Here is an 18,095-nt window from a genome sequence, read left to right on the forward strand (position 1 = left end):
AACATGAAGGTCGTGTTCACCGTGTGGTTGGCGGGCATCCTGGTCGGACTCGCGTACATGTTCGTGATCGTGGCGATCGGCAGGTGATCGGCATGCGGCTCAAGCAGCACACGCTCAGCATCTTCTTCGGCGGCATCTTCGTGCTCGCGCTCATCGGGCAGTCCTTCGCCGGGCTGTCGGTCTTCAACGACGAGCAGCTCGCGCACGGGGCGTCGACGGTCGGCTGGCTCGATTTCGTGACGTCGTCGGACTTCGTCGTCGACGTCGCCGAGAACTGGCAGTCGGAGTACCTGCAGTTCTTCCTGTTCATCCTCGCCACCATCTGGCTCGTGCAGAAGGGTTCGCCCGAGTCGAAGAAGCCCGGCGAGGAGGGGGTCGGCAGCGACGAGGAGCAGCTCGTCGGCGCGCACGCTCGCCCCGACTCGCCGAAGTGGGCGAAGGTCGGCGGATTCCGCACCTGGCTGTACAGCAACTCGCTGCTGCTCACGATGGGCGCGATCTTCGTGCTGTCGTGGCTCGTGCAGCTGCTCGCCGGCACGACCGTCTTCAACGCCGATCAGGCACTGCACGGGCAGCCGCCGCTCACCGTCGCCGAGTACCTGGTGAACGCCGACTTCTGGAACCGCACCCTGCAGAACTGGCAGTCGGAGTTCCTCGCGGTCGGCAGCATGGTCGCCCTGTCGATCGTGCTGCGCCAGCGCGGCAGCTCGGAGTCGAAACCGGTCGGCGCTCCGCACGATGAGAGCGCCGTCGAGGGGTGAGCGCGCCCGACGACCCGCTGCTCGCCGAGGCGCCCGCGCTCGCCACGCTGCCGCGCGACGAGTTCAGTTCGAAGCCGCGAGCGCCCGCCGCCGCGCGCGACGGCTGGCCGACTCGAATGCGCACAGTCTCCGCTCGGCACCTCGGGCTGTGGCAGCATGCCGTCATGGGTTCACGCGGGAAGCTCCCTTCGACCGTCGGCGTGGCGCTCGCCACCGTGTTCGCACTGACCGGATGCGTCGCCCCGGGCTCCGGGTACGCCGTGCTCGAACGCGACGCCGAACCGGCCGATACGCTCCCGGCCGACCTGCCCGCGTACGCGCTCGACGACGTGGAGCCGGCCAGCAGCCGGTCCGTCGGCGAGCACGACGGCAACGCGCTCTATTTGGCGAACGCGAAGGAGCGTGAGCGGGTCTGCCTGCTCGTCTACGCGAACGCGAGCGACTGGGTGATCGGTTGCGGCGGTGAGCCGGAGTTCGCCGTCGGGGGTCCGAACGGCAACTACGTCGTTCGGCCCGACAGCGCGCCGGAACCCGATCGGATGGTCGAGGTCGCACCGAACGTGTTCGCTTCCGCCGACTGACACCCGCGACCCCGCGCAGCTCACGGCGCCCGCCGGGCTACGACGGCGGCCCGCCGCCCGTGACGCCGAGCGGCGTGTTCTCGCCGGACTTCTCGGATGCCGCGAGGCGGGGCATCCGCTACCCTCGGCCGCATGGCGACGCTCGACGAGGTGCGCAGGTCGGCGATGTCGCTGCCGGGCGTCGAAGAAGGCGAACTGCACCCGCCGTCGGGGGCGATCGCGTGGCGGGTGCGCGGCAAGCTCGTCGTCTGGGAGCGGCCGCTGCGCAAGGCCGACTTCGAGGCGCTCGGCGATGCGGCGCCCGACGGGGTCATCCTCGGCGCGCGGGTGCCCGACGAGGCGGTGAAGTTCGCGTGGGCGAAGACCGAGCCCGACGTCTTCTTCACCACGCCGCACTTCGACGGGTACGCGACCGTGCTGGTGAAGCTCGACGCGATCGATGCCGACCGGCTCGACGAGCTGATCGAACTGTCGTGGCGCACGGTCGCGCCGAAGACGCTCGTCGCCGAACTCGATCGCGGCGCCGGCGAGGAGCCCGGTTAGCCGACCGGGTCGATGCGCACGGTGGTGCCGCGCACCGCGTCGCCGACGACGGTGCCGACGATGCGGTCGAGGTCGTCGGTCGTCCAGTGCGGCATGGTCACCCTTTCGTCTGGGACTCGGCCGCGTCGAGCGGCTCGGCGGTGTCGATCGGCTCGATGAGGGTCGGGTCGCCCGGGTCGACGCGGCGGCTGTTGTTCACCCTCGGATCGACCTCGTACTCGGTGATGGTGGTCGCGACCCGGTCGGACACGTCGAGGAGCCAGCCGACCATCGCCTGCATGGCGCCGGGGTCGAGCTTCACCGGGTCGAGGTAGTGATCGACCTCGTCGAGCGGCAGGTACACCGGCATGCGGTCGTGGATCTCGCCCGAGGCATCCTTCGCCTCTCTCGTGATGATCGAGGTCGAGACCTGCCAGCTGCCGTCGTCGAGCCTGCGCGCCGTCGAGATGCCCGCGGCCGCGAGCAGCTCGCCCGGCCCGTGCAGGTAGTGCGCGCGCTTGCTGCCCGGCTCACCCGTCCACTCGTAGTAGCCGCGCATCGGCACGATGCATCGGCCCTGCGCGAACGCGCCCTTCCACAGCCCGTTGGTGGCGACCGTCTCGATGCGGCTGTTGAACTGCGGGCGCTTCGCCTCTTTCATGAACGAGGGCCGGAAGTTCCACACCGCAGGCTCGACCCGCCGCGTGAACTCGCCCGTCTCGCGGTCGGCGCGTTCGCGCACGATCGGCACGACCTCGGTCGGCGCGATGCTGAAGCTCGGCTGCCAGTCGGGGAAGTCGTCTTCGGCGTCGAACACGTCGGTGAGGTCGGTGACCTTCTGCGAGACGACGAACCTGCCGCACATGGATGTCCCTCCGCTTGACCCTGCACCCAGCGTGCCACGACCCCCCGACGTCCGGGTTGCCGTGCGCCTCCATCCCGACGGCGTCGATGACGCTGTCGGTGCCGCGACCGTCCTCGCGCGCTCCGGCTGTCAGGCCGCGACCCACACGCCGTCGGTGCAGAGGTAGAAGCCCGTCGTGGCGGTGTTCACGAAGATGCTGCCGTCGACCTCGCACGGGTCATCCTCGCCCGGCGACTCGCTGCCGAGCACCACCTGCGTGCCGTCGGCCCCCGGTTCGCCGGGTTCGCCCGGCTTGCCCTGCTTGCCTTGCGCGCCCTGCTTGCCCTGTTCGCCCTGCTTGCCCTGCGCGCCGGTGAGGTGATCGACCGCCGCGGTGCGCAGATTCCCGACCGCGGTCCACCCGCCGTCGCGGAAGAAGTAGAGGTTCGCGGTGGTGATGTCGATGAACACGTCGCCGTCGGCGCCGTAGGCGTTGCTCGGCGTGCCCGATCCCGCCCGCACGTCCGAGCCCGCGGGCAGCACCTCGGCTTCCACGATCTCGTCATCCGCCGAGTCGTCGTCCGAGTCGTCCTCGTCGCCCGGGTCATCCGCGTCGGCCGTGGCCGTCGGCGTCGCCGCGGCGACCGACCCGCCGTCGCCCACCCCGCGTGCGAGCAGCGCGCCGAGGAACGCTGCGACGAAGGCGAGCACCACCACGCCGACGGCGGTCCAGAGCAGCATGGTGCGGGTGACGGGTGCGGCGGTCGCCTGCCCCGATGCGACGTCGCTCGTGTCCTCGGCCATGATTCCCCCATCCGGTCAGCCCGAGTATGCCGCATCCGCTCGCCCGTGGCGGCGCCACCCGCCGCAAGTCACCCCGACGCGCCTAGGCTGCAGACATGCCCTCGACCGACGCGGTGCATGCGGCGGTCGTCTTCCACCCGGTGAAGACGCCGCTCGAGCGGCTGCGCGCCGCGGTCGAGGCGCATGAGCAGGGTCACGGCTGGGGTCCGTCGCAGTGGTTCGAGACGAGCGCCGACGACTCGGGGCGGGCGGCGACCGAGGCGGCGCTCGGCACCGACCCCGCGGTCGTCATCGTGGCCGGCGGCGACGGAACCGTCCGTGCCGCCGCGGAAGTCCTGGCCGAGGGCGCGACGCCGCTGGCGCTGGTGCCGGCCGGCACGGGCAACCTGCTGGCCCGCAACCTCGGACTGCCGTTGAACGATCTGGACCGCGCCGTGGGCGCGGCGTTCGACGGCACGGCGCGGTCGATCGACGTCGCGGTCGCCGACCTCGAGGACGAATCCGGCGCCCGCACCCGCGCGATCTTCGTCGTGATGGCCGGCATCGGACTCGATGCCGAGATGGCCGAGCGCACGAGCGCCGCCGCCAAGCGACGACTCGGTTGGCTCGCCTATGTGCAGCCGATCGCGCGATCGATCATCGCGAACCGGCTGTTCCATCTGCAGTTCCGCGTCGACGAGGGGCACGCCAGGTCGGCGCGCGCCCACACGGTCATCGTCGGCAACTGCGGGACGCTCACCGGCAATCTGCTGCTCATCCCCGACGCGACGCCCGACGACGGGTTGCTCGACGTGGTGATGCTGCGCCCCAAGGGCAGGTTCGGATGGGCGCGGATCGGCACCCGCCTCACCGCTCAGGGCATCGCGCGCCGGTCGCGGTTCGGCCGGCGGATGCTGGAGTTCGCACCCGACCTGGAGGCGCTGGTCTATGCCCAGGGCCGCCGCTTCGAGGTGCGATTCGAGACGCCGCACGGGGTCGAACTCGACGGCGACAGCTTCGGTCCGATCGTGCGGGCGCGCATCACCGTGCGCCCGGGGGCGCTGCGGATCCGCGTCGGCGGCGACCCGGCCTGACGGCCGGGCGCCCCGGCGTCGGCGTCACTGCTTCTCGGCGCCTCGCTCGTCGTCGCGGCCTGCGGCTCCGTGGATCTTCTCCCCGGCCTGGTGCAGCGCGTCCTGAACGCTGTCGGTCACGTCGTTGATCTTCGACTCCACGGCATCGACGACACGTTCGGTGACGTTCTTCGTGCCCTCGGCGGCGTGCTTGATGCTCTCTCCGGCGGTCATGACGACCTTCTTCCCTCTTGTCCTGCTCGGCATCGACGCGCAGACCGCGTCACGCCGAGTCAGGCCTTCGCGCGCCGCGCGCCCTGCCGGATGAATCCGAACACGAGCGTGCCGACGAACAACACGATGCCGATGATGGCGAGCCAGAGCAGACCTTCGAAGACGAATCCGACGATCGACAGCACCGCCCAAGCCACCAGCAGGATCACAAGTACTGTCCACATACGGCTGACGCTACGCGCGTGCGGCACCGAACGGTGGAAATCGAGCAATACTCACAGCATCGCGCAGGTTCGCGCGCTTACCGGAACCGGGCCAGCCGCAGGCTGTTCGCCACCACGAACGCCGACGAGGCCGCCATCGCGGCGCCCGCCAGCAGCGGGCTCAGCATGCCGAGCATCGCCACGGGGATCGCCGCCGCGTTGTACGCGAACGCCCAGAACAGGTTCTGCTTGATGGTCGCGAGCGTGCGCCGCGACAGCCGGAGCGCATCGCCGACGGCCGCGAGGTCGTCGCGCACGAGCGTGAGGTCGCTCGCCGCGATGGCCGCGTCGGTGCCGCCGCCCATCGCGATGCCGAGATCGGCGGTCGCGAGCGCGGCCGCGTCGTTCACGCCGTCGCCGACCATCGCGACGACCCGCCCGTCGGCCTGCAGCGCACGCACCGCCTCGGCCTTGCCTGCCGGCCGCACGTCGGCGCGCACGTCGGTGATGCCGACCTCGGCCGCCACCGTGCGGGCGACCGCGTCGCGGTCGCCGGTGAGCAGCACGGGCTCGAGCCCGAGGTCGCGCAGCGCGGCCACGGCGGACGCGCTCGTCGGCTTGGGTTCGTCGGCGACCGCGAGGATGCCGCGGAGCGCGCCGTCCCACGCGACGGCGACGACCGTGCGCCCGCGGGACTCGAGCTCGTCGCGGGCGAGTGCGAGCCCGTCGGGCAGGCCGATCGCCCAGGCGTCGGCGAGCCACCCGGGCCGCCCGACCAGCACGAGCCGCCCGTCGACGACGGCCTGCACACCGCCGCCGGGTTCGGACGAGAAGTCAGTGGTCTCGCCGGTCGAGGAGCGCCCGACGGAGTCGGACCCGTCTCGGGACCCCGTGAGGTGCGCTGGGTCGCGATGGCCGAGCGCCGCGTCGCCTGCGGCGATCGCGCGGCCGATCGGATGCTCCGACCCGGCCTCGGCGGCCGCGGCGAACCGCAGCACCTCATCACGGGACAGCCCGGCGACCGGTACGACGTCGGTCAGCGACATCCGGCCGCTCGTCACCGTGCCCGTCTTGTCGAGCACGACCGTGTCGATGCGCCGCGTCGACTCGAGCACGTGCGCACCGCGGATGAGGATGCCGAGTCGCGCCCCGCGCCCCGTGCCGACGAGCAGCGCCATGGGCGTCGCGAGGCCGAGCGCGCACGGGCACGCGATGACGAGCGTCGCGACCGCCGCGCTGAACGCGACGGCCGCCCCGGCGCCGGCCACGAGCCATCCGATCAGCGCGACCGCTGCGAGCGCGAGCACGACCGGAACGAACACGGCCGACACCCGGTCGGCCAGCCGCTGCACCTCGGCCTTGCCCGACTGCGCCTCCTCGACGAGCCGCGCCATGGTCGCCAGCTCGGTGTCGGCGCCGACCCGCGTCGCCTCGACGACGAGCCGGCCGCCGGCGTTCAGGGTCGCGCCGACGACCTCGTCGCCGACGCCGACCTCGACGGGCGCGGACTCGCCGGTGACCAGGCTCGCGTCGATCGCCGAGGCGCCCTCGACGACCCGGCCGTCGGTGGCGACCTGCTCGCCGGGGCGCACCACGAACCGGTCGCCGACGACGAGCGCGCCGACGGGCACGCGCACCTCGACGCCGTCGCGCAGCACGCTCGCCTCGCGCGCGCCGAGTTCGAGGAGGGCGGAGATCGCCTCGGTCGACCGGCGCTTCGCGCGCGACTCGAACACCCGGCCCGCGAGCATGAACACGGTGACCGCCGCGGCGACCTCGAGGTAGAGCTCGTCGCCGACGCTGCCGGGCTCGGCGAGCAGGCGGAACTCCATCGTCATACCCGGCATGCCCGCGCCGCCGAAGACGAGCGCGACGACCGACCAGCCGTACGCGGCGATCACGCCGAGGCTGATGAGGGTGTCCATCGTGGCGGAGCCGTGCCGCAGGTTCAGCCATGCGGCGCGGTGGAACGGCCACGCACCCCACGTCGCCACGGGCGTGGCGAGCACGAGCGCGACCCACTGCCAGCCCGCGAACTGCAGCGGCGGGATCATCGACAGCGCGGCGACCGGGATCGCGAGCGCGAGCGAGACCCGGAGGCGGAGGTCGAGGGATGCTCCGTGCGCGCGCCGGCGCGATCGCTCGGCGGTCGGCTCGGCGCCGGGAGCGGGCTCGGGCGGCGCCGGAAGCTCGGCCGTGTACCCGGTCGCCTCGATCACGGCGATCGCATCGGCGGGCGCGGTGCCGTCGGGCAGGCGCACGGTCGCCTTCTCGGTCGCGAAGTTCACGGATGCCTCGACGCCGGGCATGCGGTTGAGCCGCTTCTCGATGCGCGCGGCGCACGACGCGCAGGTCATGCCGCCGACGACGAGTTCGACGGGCCGGCTCGCGGTGTCGGTCATCGGATGCCTCGATCCCGGATGCGACGGCTCAGACGGGCAGGTCGGCCAGGTCGTAGCCGGCCTCGTCGACGGCCGCTGCGATCTCCTGGGAGGTGAGCGGACGCTCGCCGCTGACCCGGACGCGCGAGACGCCCCCGGCGACGAGGTCGATCGACACGTCGGTCACGCCGTCGAGGGCGGTGAGCTCGCCCGTGACGGCGCCGACGCAGTGCGAGCAGGTCATGCCGGCGACGCCGAACTCGGCGACGGGCGCGTGGGGCGCGGCATCCGTGGCGCTCGATGCCGCGCCGCCGCTTGCTGCCGCGCCGCCGCTTGCCGATGCGCTGCCGCTCGTCGCGGGCGCGCAGCAGGCGCAGCCGTGGTCGGAGGACTGCTTCGCGGTGAGGCCGAGATCGTGCACGTTGACTCCTTCTGGATACCCCTAGGGGGTACCCATCGTAGCACTCGAGCCCGCGGGCCGCACGGGCTCGTCGCGAGGTGCGAACGCGGTTCGGAAGATCGCCCGGGCGCGAGTCGAGGCATCCGCCTGGGATCCCTCGGGTGATCGCGCGACCGCGAGGCCCAGCATGCCGATGGCGAGCGTCACGTCGGCCGTCTCGACGTGGGCGCCGATGCGGCCCGCGGCGACATCGCGGTCGCGCAGCAGGCCGACGAGGCGGTCGAGCTTCTCGCCGAGGTGCGCCGCGCGCGGGTCGTCGGGGGCCGCGGCGATCATCTCGACGATCGCCGTCGAGCCGAGGGCCTGGGTGCTGAGCGCGTCGAACAGGTCGTCGAGGGACGCGTCGGGGTGCTCGGCGAGGTCGGCGAGCTCGTCGAGGTTCTCGTCGAACACCGCGAACGCGAGCGCGAGCCGGTCGGGGAAGTGCCGGTAGAGGCTGCCCTGGCCCACGCCGGCCGCCTTCGCCACGGCGCTCAGCGGCGCGGCGAATCCGCCGTCGCGGAACACCTCGCGCGCGGCATCGATGAGCTTGCGGCGGTTCTCGGGCCCGGCCTTCGGCCCGAGGTTGGGCTTGCGACCGGGCGGGGCTTCCGCATTCGACGACACGGACGTAGACTAGTACCGGACATCGTTGTCCGGTAGGTGAGCGCAGCCAACCGTCTCCGGTCGCTGCGATCCCGAAGCGTCCGGCTCCGAGACACGAGACGGCAGACCGAAAGAAGGAACACCACATGAGCACCCAGCTCACCGGCGACTCGTCGATCAAGACCTGGCTCGCCGACCCCGTCGGCGGCCCCATCATCCGCGAACTGCTCGCCCAGTCCGGGCAGGACCCCGATGTGCTGAAGCCCGTCAGCCGCCTCGCACTGAAGCGCCTCATCAAGCTCAGCAAGGGCCAGTTCAGCCAGGACATGGTCGACCAGCTGGTCGCACGCGCCGCCGCGGGCGACGTGCCCGCCGGTGCGCCCGCCGCGCCCGCCGCCGCCGACGCGAGCGACGCCGACGATGCCGCCGACGCCGGCACCGAGGCATCCGCCCCCCTCGTCGAAGCCGAGCCGTGGGAAGAGGTCGTGACCCCCGGCCGCTTCGCCGGAAAGACCGTCATCGTCACCGGCGCGGGCAGCGGCATCGGCCGTGCGACCGCGTCGCGCATCGCCCGTGAGGGCGGCCGCGTGATCGCTGTCGACATCTTCCAGGACCGCCTCGACGAGTTCGCCGCCGAGCTGCCCGACGCGCAGATCGTGCCGATCGCGGGGGACATCACCTCCGACGAGGCGATCGCCGCGATCGTCGCCGCCGCCGGCGAGCAGATCGACGGCCTCGCGAACATCGCCGGCATCATGGACGACATGACGCCCGTCGGCGACCTCACCGACGCCGTGTGGGAGCGGGTCATGGCGATCAACGTCACCGGCACCATGAAGCTGATGCGCGCGGTCATCCCCGCGATGCTCGCGAAGGGAAAGGGCTCGATCGTGAACATCGCGAGCGAGGCCGCCCTGCGCGGCTCGGCCGCCGGTGCCGCCTACACGGCGTCGAAGCACGCGGTCGTCGGCCTCACCAAGTCGAACGCGTTCATGTACGGCCCGAGCGGCATCCGCACGAACGCCGTCGCGCCGGGCGCCACGATCACCAACATCGAGGCGAAGTTCGCGTCGCCGCTCGGCGCGCAGCGCGTGCGCCAGGCGATGGCGATCCTGCCCGACGCCGCCGAGGCCGAGGCGCTCGCCGCGTCGATCACCTTCCTGCTGAGCGACGACGGCGTGAACATCAACGGCGTCGTGCTCGCGTCGGACGGCGGGTGGTCGGCCGCGTGAGGCCTCGCGTTCGCTGAACAGACGGATGCCTCGGGCTGCGGCCCGGGGCATCCGTCTGCTCCGCCCGAGGCATCGTTCTGTTCCGGAGGTCTCGCGCAAGTTACTGACATGTCAGTAAAGTGACGCGTGGCAGTGCGGCCGTGCGCCGCACGCACCGGTTACGAAGGAGTAGCACGTGCCTCGAGACGTTCGACCCGCCCGCCCTCACCGCCGACTGGCGGCCGCGCTCGCTGCACTCGGCGTCGTCGCATCCGGCCTGATCGCGAGCGCGCCGGCCGCCGCAGCCGACGCCGACCTCGCCCAGCTCGGCACGATCACTGCATCGGCGGCCCAGGACGACGGCGACGGCTCGTTCCCCGCATCGAACGCGATCGACGGCGATCCGACGACGCGCTGGGCCAGCGGCAACGGACCCGACGCCGACACCGAGTTCACCGCCTGGCTGCAGTCCGACCTCGGCGCCGTCGCGACCGTGACCCGGATCGACCTCGCATGGGAGGCCGCGTTCGCCGCAGGGTACGAACTGCGCGTCGCGACCGCCGACCCGTCCGACCCCGCGAGCTGGACGACCGTGCACACCGAAACCGCCGGCAGCGGCGGCGACGAGTCGATCGTGCTCGACGAACCCGTGCAGGCCCGCTACGTGCGCCTCGACATGCTGCAGCGCACCTCCTTCACGTGGGATCCCGCACAGCTGCACTGGTACGGGTACTCGCTCTTCTCCTTCGGCGTGTTCGGCTCGCTGCCGTCGCCGGCGGTCGCGTTCGATCGCACGTCGATCGGCGTCGATGCGGGCGACACGGTCGAGGTCGCCGTGAACCTCACCAACGCGGCGACCGGCGCGCAGACCGTGCGGGTCACGAGCGGCGGCGGCACTGCCGTGGCGGGCGACGACTACACCGCCCTCGACGAGACGCTGACCTTCGCCGAGGGCGAGACCACCAAGACGGTGAGCGTCGCGACCGTCGGGCACGGCGCCCTGGCACCGTCGCGCACCTTCGTGCTCACGCTGAGCGATCCGAGCGGCGGGCTCGTGCTCGGATCGCGGTCGCAGGTGACCGTCACGCTGCGCCCGAGCGGCGAGGCGCCCAACGCGGGCGCGGTCGACGTGCTCGCCGACTTCGAGGCGGGCGTGCCCGCCGGCTGGTTCGCGTGGGGCAGCACCGGCCCGGTGACGCCGCAGCTCGGCACCGCGACGGATGACACGGTGCCCGGCTCGGCTCCCGGCAACCACGTGTTCACCGCGACGGTGGCCGGCACCCCGGTCGCCTCCGACTGGTTCGGCTTCACGGACGACACCCCGGCGGCGGACTGGTCGCACGCCGACGGATTCCAGTTCTGGTTCCTCGGCAAGGGCACCGGCAAGGCGCTGAACTTCGAGCTGAAGAGCGAGGGCAAGCTGTTCGACCGCACCGTCGTCGACGACACGGCCGGCTGGCGGCTGGTGTCGGTGCTGTTCGACGACCTGCGCCTGAAGGGCAACCCGGGCGCGCCCGACCGCTTCCTGCCGTCGGCGTCGACCGGGTACGCGGTCACGCTCACGGGCCTCGGCTCGGGCACCTGGTCGTTCGACGACGTCGCGATCTTCGAGCGGGCGATCATGATCGACGACTTCGAGGGCGAGGTTCCGGTGGGGTCGGGGCCGTCGGGCATCTTCAGCTGGGTCGCTCCGGGCGGCGAGGTCACGGTCGGCGTCGGCGAGCAGGAACGCGCGGATGTCACGGACAACCACGTGCTGACGGGCAGCTACCGCGTGCCCGCCGGACAGTGGGGCGGCATCACCGACAACCTCGATTCGCCGCAGGACTGGAGCGGATTCCGAGGCATCCGACTCTGGTGGTACGCGTCGCAGCCGACCAATCCGGCCTCGCCGACCGCCGGCGGCGACGTGCAGATCGAACTGAAGGACGGCGGGCCCGACGGCGAGCACGCCGAGCTCTGGGCGGCGACCTTCAAAGACAACTGGGGCAGCTCGACCAGCCGCTGGAAGCTCGTCGAACTGCCGTTCTCGGCGTTCACGCTCGGCGGCAACCAGCCCGGCAGCGCCGAGACGAAGAACGGCACGCTCGACCTCACCGCCGCGTGGGGGTTCGCGCTGCACTTCCCGAAGGGCACCGACGACACGACGTACGCCATCGACGACGTGCAGGTCTACGGCACGCCCGCGTCGGCCGCGAACGCGACGGTCACGGCGCAACCCGACGTCGTGCTCGTCGACGGCGGCGACACCGCCGAGGTGACGCTCGCGGTCACCACCGCGAGCGGCGACCCGCTCGACCTGCCCGTCACCGTGTCGTACGCGAACGGCGACGGCACGGCCGAGGCCGGCACCCACTTCGCCGCCTTCGCGGGGGAGTTGACCTTCCCGGCGGGCGCCGAATCGGGCTCGACCCAGTCGTTCACCGTGCAGACCTCCGCGGTCGACGGACCGGACGAGGCCCGGGTCATCCCGGTCGTGCTCGACGGCGACGGCGCTCGCCTGCCCGACTCGGTGAAGATCGTGATCAACGCGCACGACCTGCCGTACCTCGACGCCTCACTGCCGGTCGCCGAGCGGGTCGAGGATCTGCTCGGCCGCATGAGCGTCGCGGAGAAGGCGGGGCAGATGGCGCAGGCCGAACGTCTCGGCCTGCAGAGCCCCGCGCAGATCGCCGACCTCGCGCTCGGATCGGTGCTCTCGGGCGGTGGCTCGACGCCGCCCGGCAACACGCCCGAAGCGTGGGCCGACATGGTCGACGGGTACCAGCGGCAGGCGCGCTCGACCGCGCTGCAGATCCCGCTGCTGTACGGCGTCGACGCCGTGCACGGGCACAGCAACGTGCTCGACGCGACGATCTTCCCGCACAACACGGGCCTCGGCGCCACGCACGACGCCGACCTCGTCGAGGCGATCGGGCGGGCCACCGCGATCGAGACCAAGGCGACCGGCCCCAACTGGACCTTCGCCCCCTGCCTCTGCGTGACGCGCGACGAGCGCTGGGGTCGCAGCTACGAGTCGTTCGGCGAAGACCCGGCGCTCGTGCGGGCCTACGCCGAGGCCGTGACGGTCGGCCTGCAGGGCGCCGACCCGGCCGACAAGTCGGCCGCCGACACGCTGCTCGCCACCGCGAAGCACTGGGTGGGCGACGGCGGCACGGCGTACGACCCGACCAAGGTCGGCAGCGGCTACCCGATCGACCAGGGCATCACGTCGGCCGACTCGCTCGCCGACTTCGTGCGCCTGCACGTCGACCCGTACCTGCCGTCGATCGCGGCGGGCGTCGGCTCGATCATGCCGTCGTACTCGGCGGTCGACCTCGGCGACGGGCCCGTGCGCATGCACGAGCACGAACTGCTGAACACCGAGGTGCTGAAGGGCGAGCTCGGATTCACCGGGTTCCTCATCAGCGACTGGGAGGGCATCGACAAGCTGCCGGGCGGCAGCTACGCCGACAAGGCGGTGCGCTCGGTGAACGCGGGCCTCGACATGGCGATGGCCCCGTACAACTTCGCGGCCTTCATCTCGGCGATCGAGCAGGGGGTCGCGTCGGGCGCGATCGAACCGACGAGGGTGGATGACGCGGTGCGCCGCATCCTGACGCAGAAGTTCGAACTCGGCCTGTTCGAGCAGCCGTTCACCGACCGCAGCCGGCAGGGCGAGTTCGGCGGCGACGCGCACCGCGCGATCGCGCGGCAGGCTGCGGCCGAGTCGCAGGTGCTGCTGAAGAACGACGGCGTGCTGCCGCTGCCGAGGTCGGGCTCCTACTACGTGGCCGGCTCGAACGCCGACGACCTCGGCAACCAGATGGGCGGCTGGACGATCTCGTGGCAGGGCGGCTCGGGCGACACGACGGCCGGCACGTCGATCCTCGAGGGCATCCGGCAGGTCGCGCCGGGTGCGTCGATCACGGTGTCGACGGATGCCTCGGCCCCCACCGACGGCTTCGATGCGGGCATCGTCGTGGTCGGCGAGACCCCGTACGCCGAGGGTCAGGGCGATGTCGGCAACAACGGCAAGAGCCTCGACCTGAAGGCCGCCGACCGGCAGGCGATCGACCGGGTCTGCAGTGCGATGGACTGCGTCGTGCTCGTGGTCGCCGGTCGCACCCAGCTCGTGACCGATCAGCTCGGCGAGATGAACGCGCTCGTCTCGTCGTTCCTGCCCGGCAGCGAGGGCGCCGGCGTGGCCGACGTGCTGTTCGGCGACGTGCCGTTCACCGGTCGCCTGCCGATCACGTGGCCGGCCTCCGCCGCGCAGGTGCCGATCAACGTCGGCGACGACGAGTACGAGCCGCTGTTCGCGTTCGGCTGGGGCGAGCGCACCGACGTGCCGGCCGACCGGGTGGCGCGGGTGGCCGACGCCCTCGACGCGCTCGGCGCCCCCGACGCGGAGGCGGCCGACGCCGTCGCCGCCCTGCGCGACGCCGACGTGTGGGCGGCCGACGGCACGGTCTCGCCCGACGCCGACGACGTGCAGCATGCGCTCGACCTGCTCGCCGCCGCCGCGGCCACGCTGCCCGGCACCGAGCGCGGAACGCTCGCCCACGCCGACCTGCTGGTCTCCGTGGCGCGCGACCTCGCGCAGCACGCGATCGCGGACGGCACCGCGGCCGACCTGCCCGACCTGGCCGCCCGCACCGCGGACGCCGAGGTCGCCCTGCTGAACGGCGACCCGGTCGAAGCGGTGCGGCTGCTGGCCTCGGTGCTCGGGATCGAGCTCGACTCGACCGACCCGACCGACCCCGGCAAGGCGCAGGTCGCCGGCACGCTGAGCGCATCGACGGCGCGGGTCGGCGACGAGCTGACGTTCTCAGCGATCGGGTTCGTGGCCGACGAGACCCTCGTCGGCACGCTCTTCAGCGACCCCGTCGACCTGGGCACGGTCGACGCGACCGAGGCCGGCATCGGCTCGATCACGTTCACCGTTCCCGAGGGGCTCGATCCCGGCACGCACACCGTGCAGCTCGAGGGATCCGCGCAGATCGCGTCGGCCACCTTCACCCTGCTGAGCGATGACGCGCCCGGCGGACCGGGCGACGGCGGAACGGGCGGCGGAGCCGGCACCGGCGGTTCGAGCGCAGCCGGCTCGGGTTCGGTCGCGATGACCGGCGTCGAGATCTGGCTGACGGTCCTGCTCGGAATCGCACTCGTCGCGGCCGGCGCGATCCTGATGCCCGCGGTCGCGCGCCGCCGCCGCTGAACAGACGGATGCCCCGGGCTGCGGCCCGGGGCATCCGGCGGCGTCCGTGCGCGCACCCGCCTGCGGGCCCGTCGCGCAGGCGGTCGACCGGCGGGCTACGGCCGGCCCGGCCACTCCCGGCCGGCCCACGGGTCGTAGTCGGCGATGAGCGGCTCCTGCGCGGGGCGCTCGGCCTCGGGCACGTGCTGCAGGTTCACCCGCACGCGGTACCAGAGCGAGCTCGACCCGCGCATCCCGTCGACCAGCACATCGGCGGGATGCAGCAGTTTCGAGGCATCCGGATGCGTCGCCTTCCACTGCTCGAGCGCGGCGATCGCCTCGGGCTTGGTCTCGGTGCGCGCGATCTCGATGAGCGGCATGGTCGACTGCCGTCGACCGTCGCCGCCTCCGCCGCGCGGCGCCTTCTCAGCCGGCCCGAGCTCCTCGGCGAGTCGCAACAGGCCGTCGAGGCGTCCGACCGACCCGGGCTCGTCGATGCCGGCGTGCGGGTCGCCGCGCTCGGCGAACCGTTCGAGCACCGTCGCGACCGTGAAGCGCTCGGGCCGCGAGTCGCGCACCTCGCCCCAGTCGAGCGGGGTCGACACGCGCGCGTCGGGCAGCGGCCGCACCGAATAGGCGGATGCCACGGTGCGATCCTTCGCGTTCTGGTTGAAGTCGACGAACACGCTCTCGCCGCGCTCCTCCTTCCACCAGCGGGCGGTTGCGAGTCCCGGCGCCCGGCGTTCGACCTCGCGGGCGAGGGTTTCCGCGGCCAGACGCACCTGCCGGAAGTCCCACTCGGCCGCGATGCGCACGTTCAGGTGCAGGCCGCGCGAGCCGCTCGTCTTCGGCCAGCCGACCAGCCCCACGTCGTCGAGCACCTCCGCCGCGACGAACGCGACATCCACGATCTGCGACCAGTCGACGCCCGGCATCGGATCGAGGTCGACACGCAACTCGTCGGGGTGGTCGAGATCCTCGGCGCGCACGGGGTGCGGATTCAGGTCGAGGCATCCGAGGTTCACGACCCACGCGAGGCCGGCCGCATCGCGCACGACCGCCTCCTCGGCGGAGGTGCCGCGCGCGTAGTGCAGCGTCGCCGTATCGATGAACTCGGGATGGTTCTCGGGCACCCGCTTCTGGAAGAACGCCTCGTGGTCGATGCCCTTCACGAACCGCTTCAGCACCATCGGGCGGCCGCCCGCACCGCGAAGCGCGCCGTCGGCGACCGCGACGTAGTAGTCGACGAGGTCCCGCTTCGTGAGGCCCGGCTGCGGGAACACGACCTTGTCGGGGTGGCTGATGCGCACCTCGTGCCCGCCCACCTCGATGATCTCGGCGTCCCGCCCCGCCATGCGCTCCACCCTAGGGCGTCGCCCGCCCGCTCCGCTGGTCGAGGAGCGCGCGTCGGAGGAGCGGGCGCTCCCGACTCGACGGGCGGAGGGGGCGCGCTCCCTGCTCGACCGGCGGGAGGTCAGGTCCAGCGCGCGAGCAGCGCGTGCGCGCCCGCGACGAGGTCGGCGATCACGTCGGCGGCCGGTCGCGACTCGCGCAGCACCCCGACTCCCTGACCCGCGTCGAGCGGCACCACGGTGAGGTCGGTGCGCGCGAGGGCGTCGACGAACGCGGCGCGGGCGTCGGCGTCGGCGCGCAGCGCGTCCTCGCGGCCCGCCCACTCGTCGGTGAACGCCGTGCGGACCACCCGCTCGGGGAACCGGTCGGGCCACGGGAGCCCCGCCGCGACATCCTGCGTTCGGGTGTTCACGGTGTCGGCGCCGTCGGCGGCGAACAGCACCTGCCGTTCGGTGTCCGAGAACAGCGACTCCTCGCAGACGGCGAACGCGGTGCCGATCCATGCGCCGTCGGCACCGGCCGCGAGCACCGCGGCGAGCGCGCGCGCACTCGACACGCCGCCCGCCGCGAGCACCGCGGCCTCCCCGCCGATCGCGTCGAGTACGCCGTCGAGCAGCGGCAGCGTGCCGACCCGCGGGTCGCCGTGTCCGCCGCCCTCGGCCCCGCGCGCGACGATCACGTCGACTCCGGCATCGCGGGCGGCGACCGCCTCGGCGACGTCGTACACCTGCGTCGTCGCGAGCGCGCCCGACCGGTGCACCGGCTCCACCCACTCGAAACGCCCCGACGTGAACCCCACCGACACGAGCGCGGGCTTCGCGGCGAGCACGTGGTCGAGCAGTTCGGGCGTGCGTCGCGCGACCCAGTCGACCACGCCGATGCCGAACGGCGCCCCGCCGGTGCCGCCCGTCTCCTCGAGCGCGGCGAGCTCGCGCGCCAGCAGTGCGGGCGACCCCGCGCTGCCGAGTCCGATCATGCCGAGGGCGCCCGCGCGCGACACCGCGCCGGCGAGCCGGCCGCCGGCGGCGCCGCCCATGGGCGCGCACACGACGGGGGCCGTGAGGCCGAGCGACGCCGACCAGTCGGTCGACAGGTGCGGCGGAGCATCCGATTCGCTCACGAGGCCATCACCGTCGCCCACGCGACGAAAGCGGGTTCGCTCGAGGTGATGCGCGAGACCTCCTCGCCGCCGTCGCACCGGCAGAGCCGCACGGTCGCGCTCGAGTCTGCGACGTCGGCGACCTCCCAGGTGCCGCCGAACGATTCCCATCTGGCGATCTCGGGCGGAGTCGGGGCGGTGCGGCTCTTGCGGGTCCAGCCGAGCTCGGAGCCGCGGTCGAAGTAGTGCCGGAAGCTGTAGATCAGCGGATGCCACGCCCGCGGGTCGAGGTGATCGGTGCCGGGCACGACCAGCGACGGAAGCGCGTGCACGCGCACGACCTCGGCCTCGACCATGAGGTAGCCGGGGTCGACGCCCGGGGTCATCCGGCGCACGTTCGCCTCGAACTGCAGCGGGCATTCGCGCACGCGCGGCGGCGCCACCAGGTCGGATGCCACGGGGCTGAGCCCGGCTCGTTCGAACTTCTCGGGTTCGAACCGGTAGTGGGCGGCCTTCGCGTCCGGCACGGGGTCGCGCCCGGTCACCGTCGAGAGCCGCTCGACGTTGCGCCACAGCGCGCCCGACGGGAAGTTCACCGTGAGTTCGGGCCGATCGACGAGGTTCTCGACCGTGCGCCCGTCGGTCTCGAGACCGAGCACCAGCATGCGCCCGAGCGCCCAATGACTGGACGCGGGTGCGAGGTTCGGCGAGCCGTCGGGGTTCACCGTCGAAACGAGGTACACCGGCGTGCCCACGTAGAGCACGCTCGGTTCGATCACGAGATGGTCGTCAGGCTCGGGCATGTCTTTCACGGTACGCCCGCGGT

16 protein-coding genes are annotated in these 18,095 nt (G+C 72.6%); 6 read left to right on the forward strand and 10 right to left on the reverse strand.

Going from position 1 to position 18,095, the window contains the following annotated elements; genetic code table 11:
- Positions 1–92 precede the first annotated feature (92 nt).
- From MTO99_RS14990 to MTO99_RS15000, 3 genes are all read left to right on the forward strand, one after another.
- Entirely contained in the window at positions 93–761 is a 669-nt protein-coding gene (locus MTO99_RS14990; protein ID WP_243554461.1) for a DUF6766 family protein, read from the forward strand.
- Positions 758–1,342, forward strand: a complete 585-nt coding sequence (locus MTO99_RS14995) for a hypothetical protein (RefSeq protein ID WP_243554462.1) — start codon at positions 758–760, stop codon at positions 1,340–1,342. Before MTO99_RS14990 ends, MTO99_RS14995 begins: the two co-directional genes overlap by 4 nt.
- A gap of 132 nt (positions 1,343–1,474) precedes the next feature.
- Positions 1,475–1,885 carry an MmcQ/YjbR family DNA-binding protein gene (locus MTO99_RS15000; RefSeq protein ID WP_243554463.1) on the forward strand — a complete coding sequence of 137 codons (411 nt, stop codon included), beginning with the start codon at positions 1,475–1,477 and terminating at the stop codon, positions 1,883–1,885.
- A 97-nt stretch (positions 1,886–1,982) separates the two neighbouring features.
- Here MTO99_RS15000 and MTO99_RS15005 read toward each other — a convergent pair whose 3' ends face one another.
- Positions 1,983–2,729: an SOS response-associated peptidase gene (locus MTO99_RS15005; RefSeq protein WP_243554464.1), complete on the reverse strand. Its 747-nt coding sequence runs from the start codon at positions 2,727–2,729 to the stop codon at positions 1,983–1,985.
- Positions 2,730–2,858: 129 nt separating this feature from the next.
- On the reverse strand, positions 2,859–3,512 hold the full coding sequence (locus MTO99_RS15010) for a collagen-like triple helix repeat-containing protein (RefSeq protein ID WP_243554465.1): 654 nt from the start codon (positions 3,510–3,512) through the stop codon (positions 2,859–2,861).
- A 95-nt stretch (positions 3,513–3,607) separates the two neighbouring features.
- On the opposite strand from MTO99_RS15010, the gene MTO99_RS15015 reads away from it, so the two are divergent.
- The gene (locus MTO99_RS15015) at positions 3,608–4,585 is read left to right on the forward strand and encodes a diacylglycerol/lipid kinase family protein (RefSeq protein WP_243554467.1); all 978 of its coding nucleotides are present in this window, start codon (positions 3,608–3,610) and stop codon (positions 4,583–4,585) included.
- A gap of 24 nt (positions 4,586–4,609) precedes the next feature.
- Here MTO99_RS15015 and MTO99_RS15020 read toward each other — a convergent pair whose 3' ends face one another.
- The 5 genes from MTO99_RS15020 to MTO99_RS15040 all read right to left on the reverse strand — a co-directional run bounded on the left by MTO99_RS15020 (position 4,610) and on the right by MTO99_RS15040 (position 8,448).
- The gene (locus MTO99_RS15020) at positions 4,610–4,798 is read right to left on the reverse strand and encodes a hypothetical protein (RefSeq protein WP_243554474.1); all 189 of its coding nucleotides are present in this window, start codon (positions 4,796–4,798) and stop codon (positions 4,610–4,612) included.
- A 59-nt stretch (positions 4,799–4,857) separates the two neighbouring features.
- Positions 4,858–5,022, reverse strand: coding sequence for a hypothetical protein (locus MTO99_RS15025; RefSeq protein WP_243554476.1), 165 nt, complete (start codon positions 5,020–5,022; stop codon positions 4,858–4,860).
- Between the two features lie 77 nt (positions 5,023–5,099).
- A complete protein-coding gene (locus MTO99_RS15030; RefSeq protein WP_243554478.1) occupies positions 5,100–7,403 on the reverse strand; it encodes a heavy metal translocating P-type ATPase in 2,304 nt (767 codons plus the stop codon).
- A gap of 28 nt (positions 7,404–7,431) precedes the next feature.
- Positions 7,432–7,803: a heavy-metal-associated domain-containing protein gene (locus tag MTO99_RS15035; RefSeq protein WP_243554480.1), complete on the reverse strand. Its 372-nt coding sequence runs from the start codon at positions 7,801–7,803 to the stop codon at positions 7,432–7,434.
- A 21-nt stretch (positions 7,804–7,824) separates the two neighbouring features.
- Entirely contained in the window at positions 7,825–8,448 is a 624-nt protein-coding gene (locus MTO99_RS15040; protein ID WP_243554482.1) for a TetR/AcrR family transcriptional regulator, read from the reverse strand.
- 125 nt (positions 8,449–8,573) lie between these two features.
- Here MTO99_RS15040 and MTO99_RS15045 point away from each other — a divergent pair, with 125 nt between their 5' ends.
- Positions 8,574–9,659 (forward strand): SDR family NAD(P)-dependent oxidoreductase, encoded by a 1,086-nt coding sequence (locus tag MTO99_RS15045; protein WP_243554484.1) that lies wholly within the window; start codon positions 8,574–8,576, stop codon positions 9,657–9,659.
- Between the two features lie 175 nt (positions 9,660–9,834).
- Positions 9,835–14,838, forward strand: a complete 5,004-nt coding sequence (locus MTO99_RS15050) for a glycoside hydrolase family 3 N-terminal domain-containing protein (RefSeq protein WP_243554492.1) — start codon at positions 9,835–9,837, stop codon at positions 14,836–14,838.
- 95 nt (positions 14,839–14,933) lie between these two features.
- Here MTO99_RS15050 and ligD read toward each other — a convergent pair whose 3' ends face one another.
- The 3 genes from ligD to MTO99_RS15065 all read right to left on the reverse strand — a co-directional run bounded on the left by ligD (position 14,934) and on the right by MTO99_RS15065 (position 18,072).
- The gene (gene ligD, locus MTO99_RS15055) at positions 14,934–16,172 is read right to left on the reverse strand and encodes a non-homologous end-joining DNA ligase (protein WP_243554494.1); all 1,239 of its coding nucleotides are present in this window, start codon (positions 16,170–16,172) and stop codon (positions 14,934–14,936) included.
- 119 nt (positions 16,173–16,291) lie between these two features.
- Positions 16,292–17,311 (reverse strand): NAD(P)H-dependent flavin oxidoreductase, encoded by a 1,020-nt coding sequence (locus MTO99_RS15060; protein ID WP_243554496.1) that lies wholly within the window; start codon positions 17,309–17,311, stop codon positions 16,292–16,294.
- Complete coding sequence (locus tag MTO99_RS15065) at positions 17,287–18,072, reverse strand: flavin reductase family protein (protein WP_243554498.1); 786 nt, start codon at positions 18,070–18,072, stop codon at positions 17,287–17,289. Before MTO99_RS15065 ends, MTO99_RS15060 begins: the two co-directional genes overlap by 25 nt.
- Between the last annotated feature and the right edge of the window lie 23 nt (positions 18,073–18,095).

This window comes from Agromyces larvae, from assembly GCF_022811705.1.
Lineage (GTDB): Bacteria > Actinomycetota > Actinomycetes > Actinomycetales > Microbacteriaceae > Agromyces > Agromyces larvae.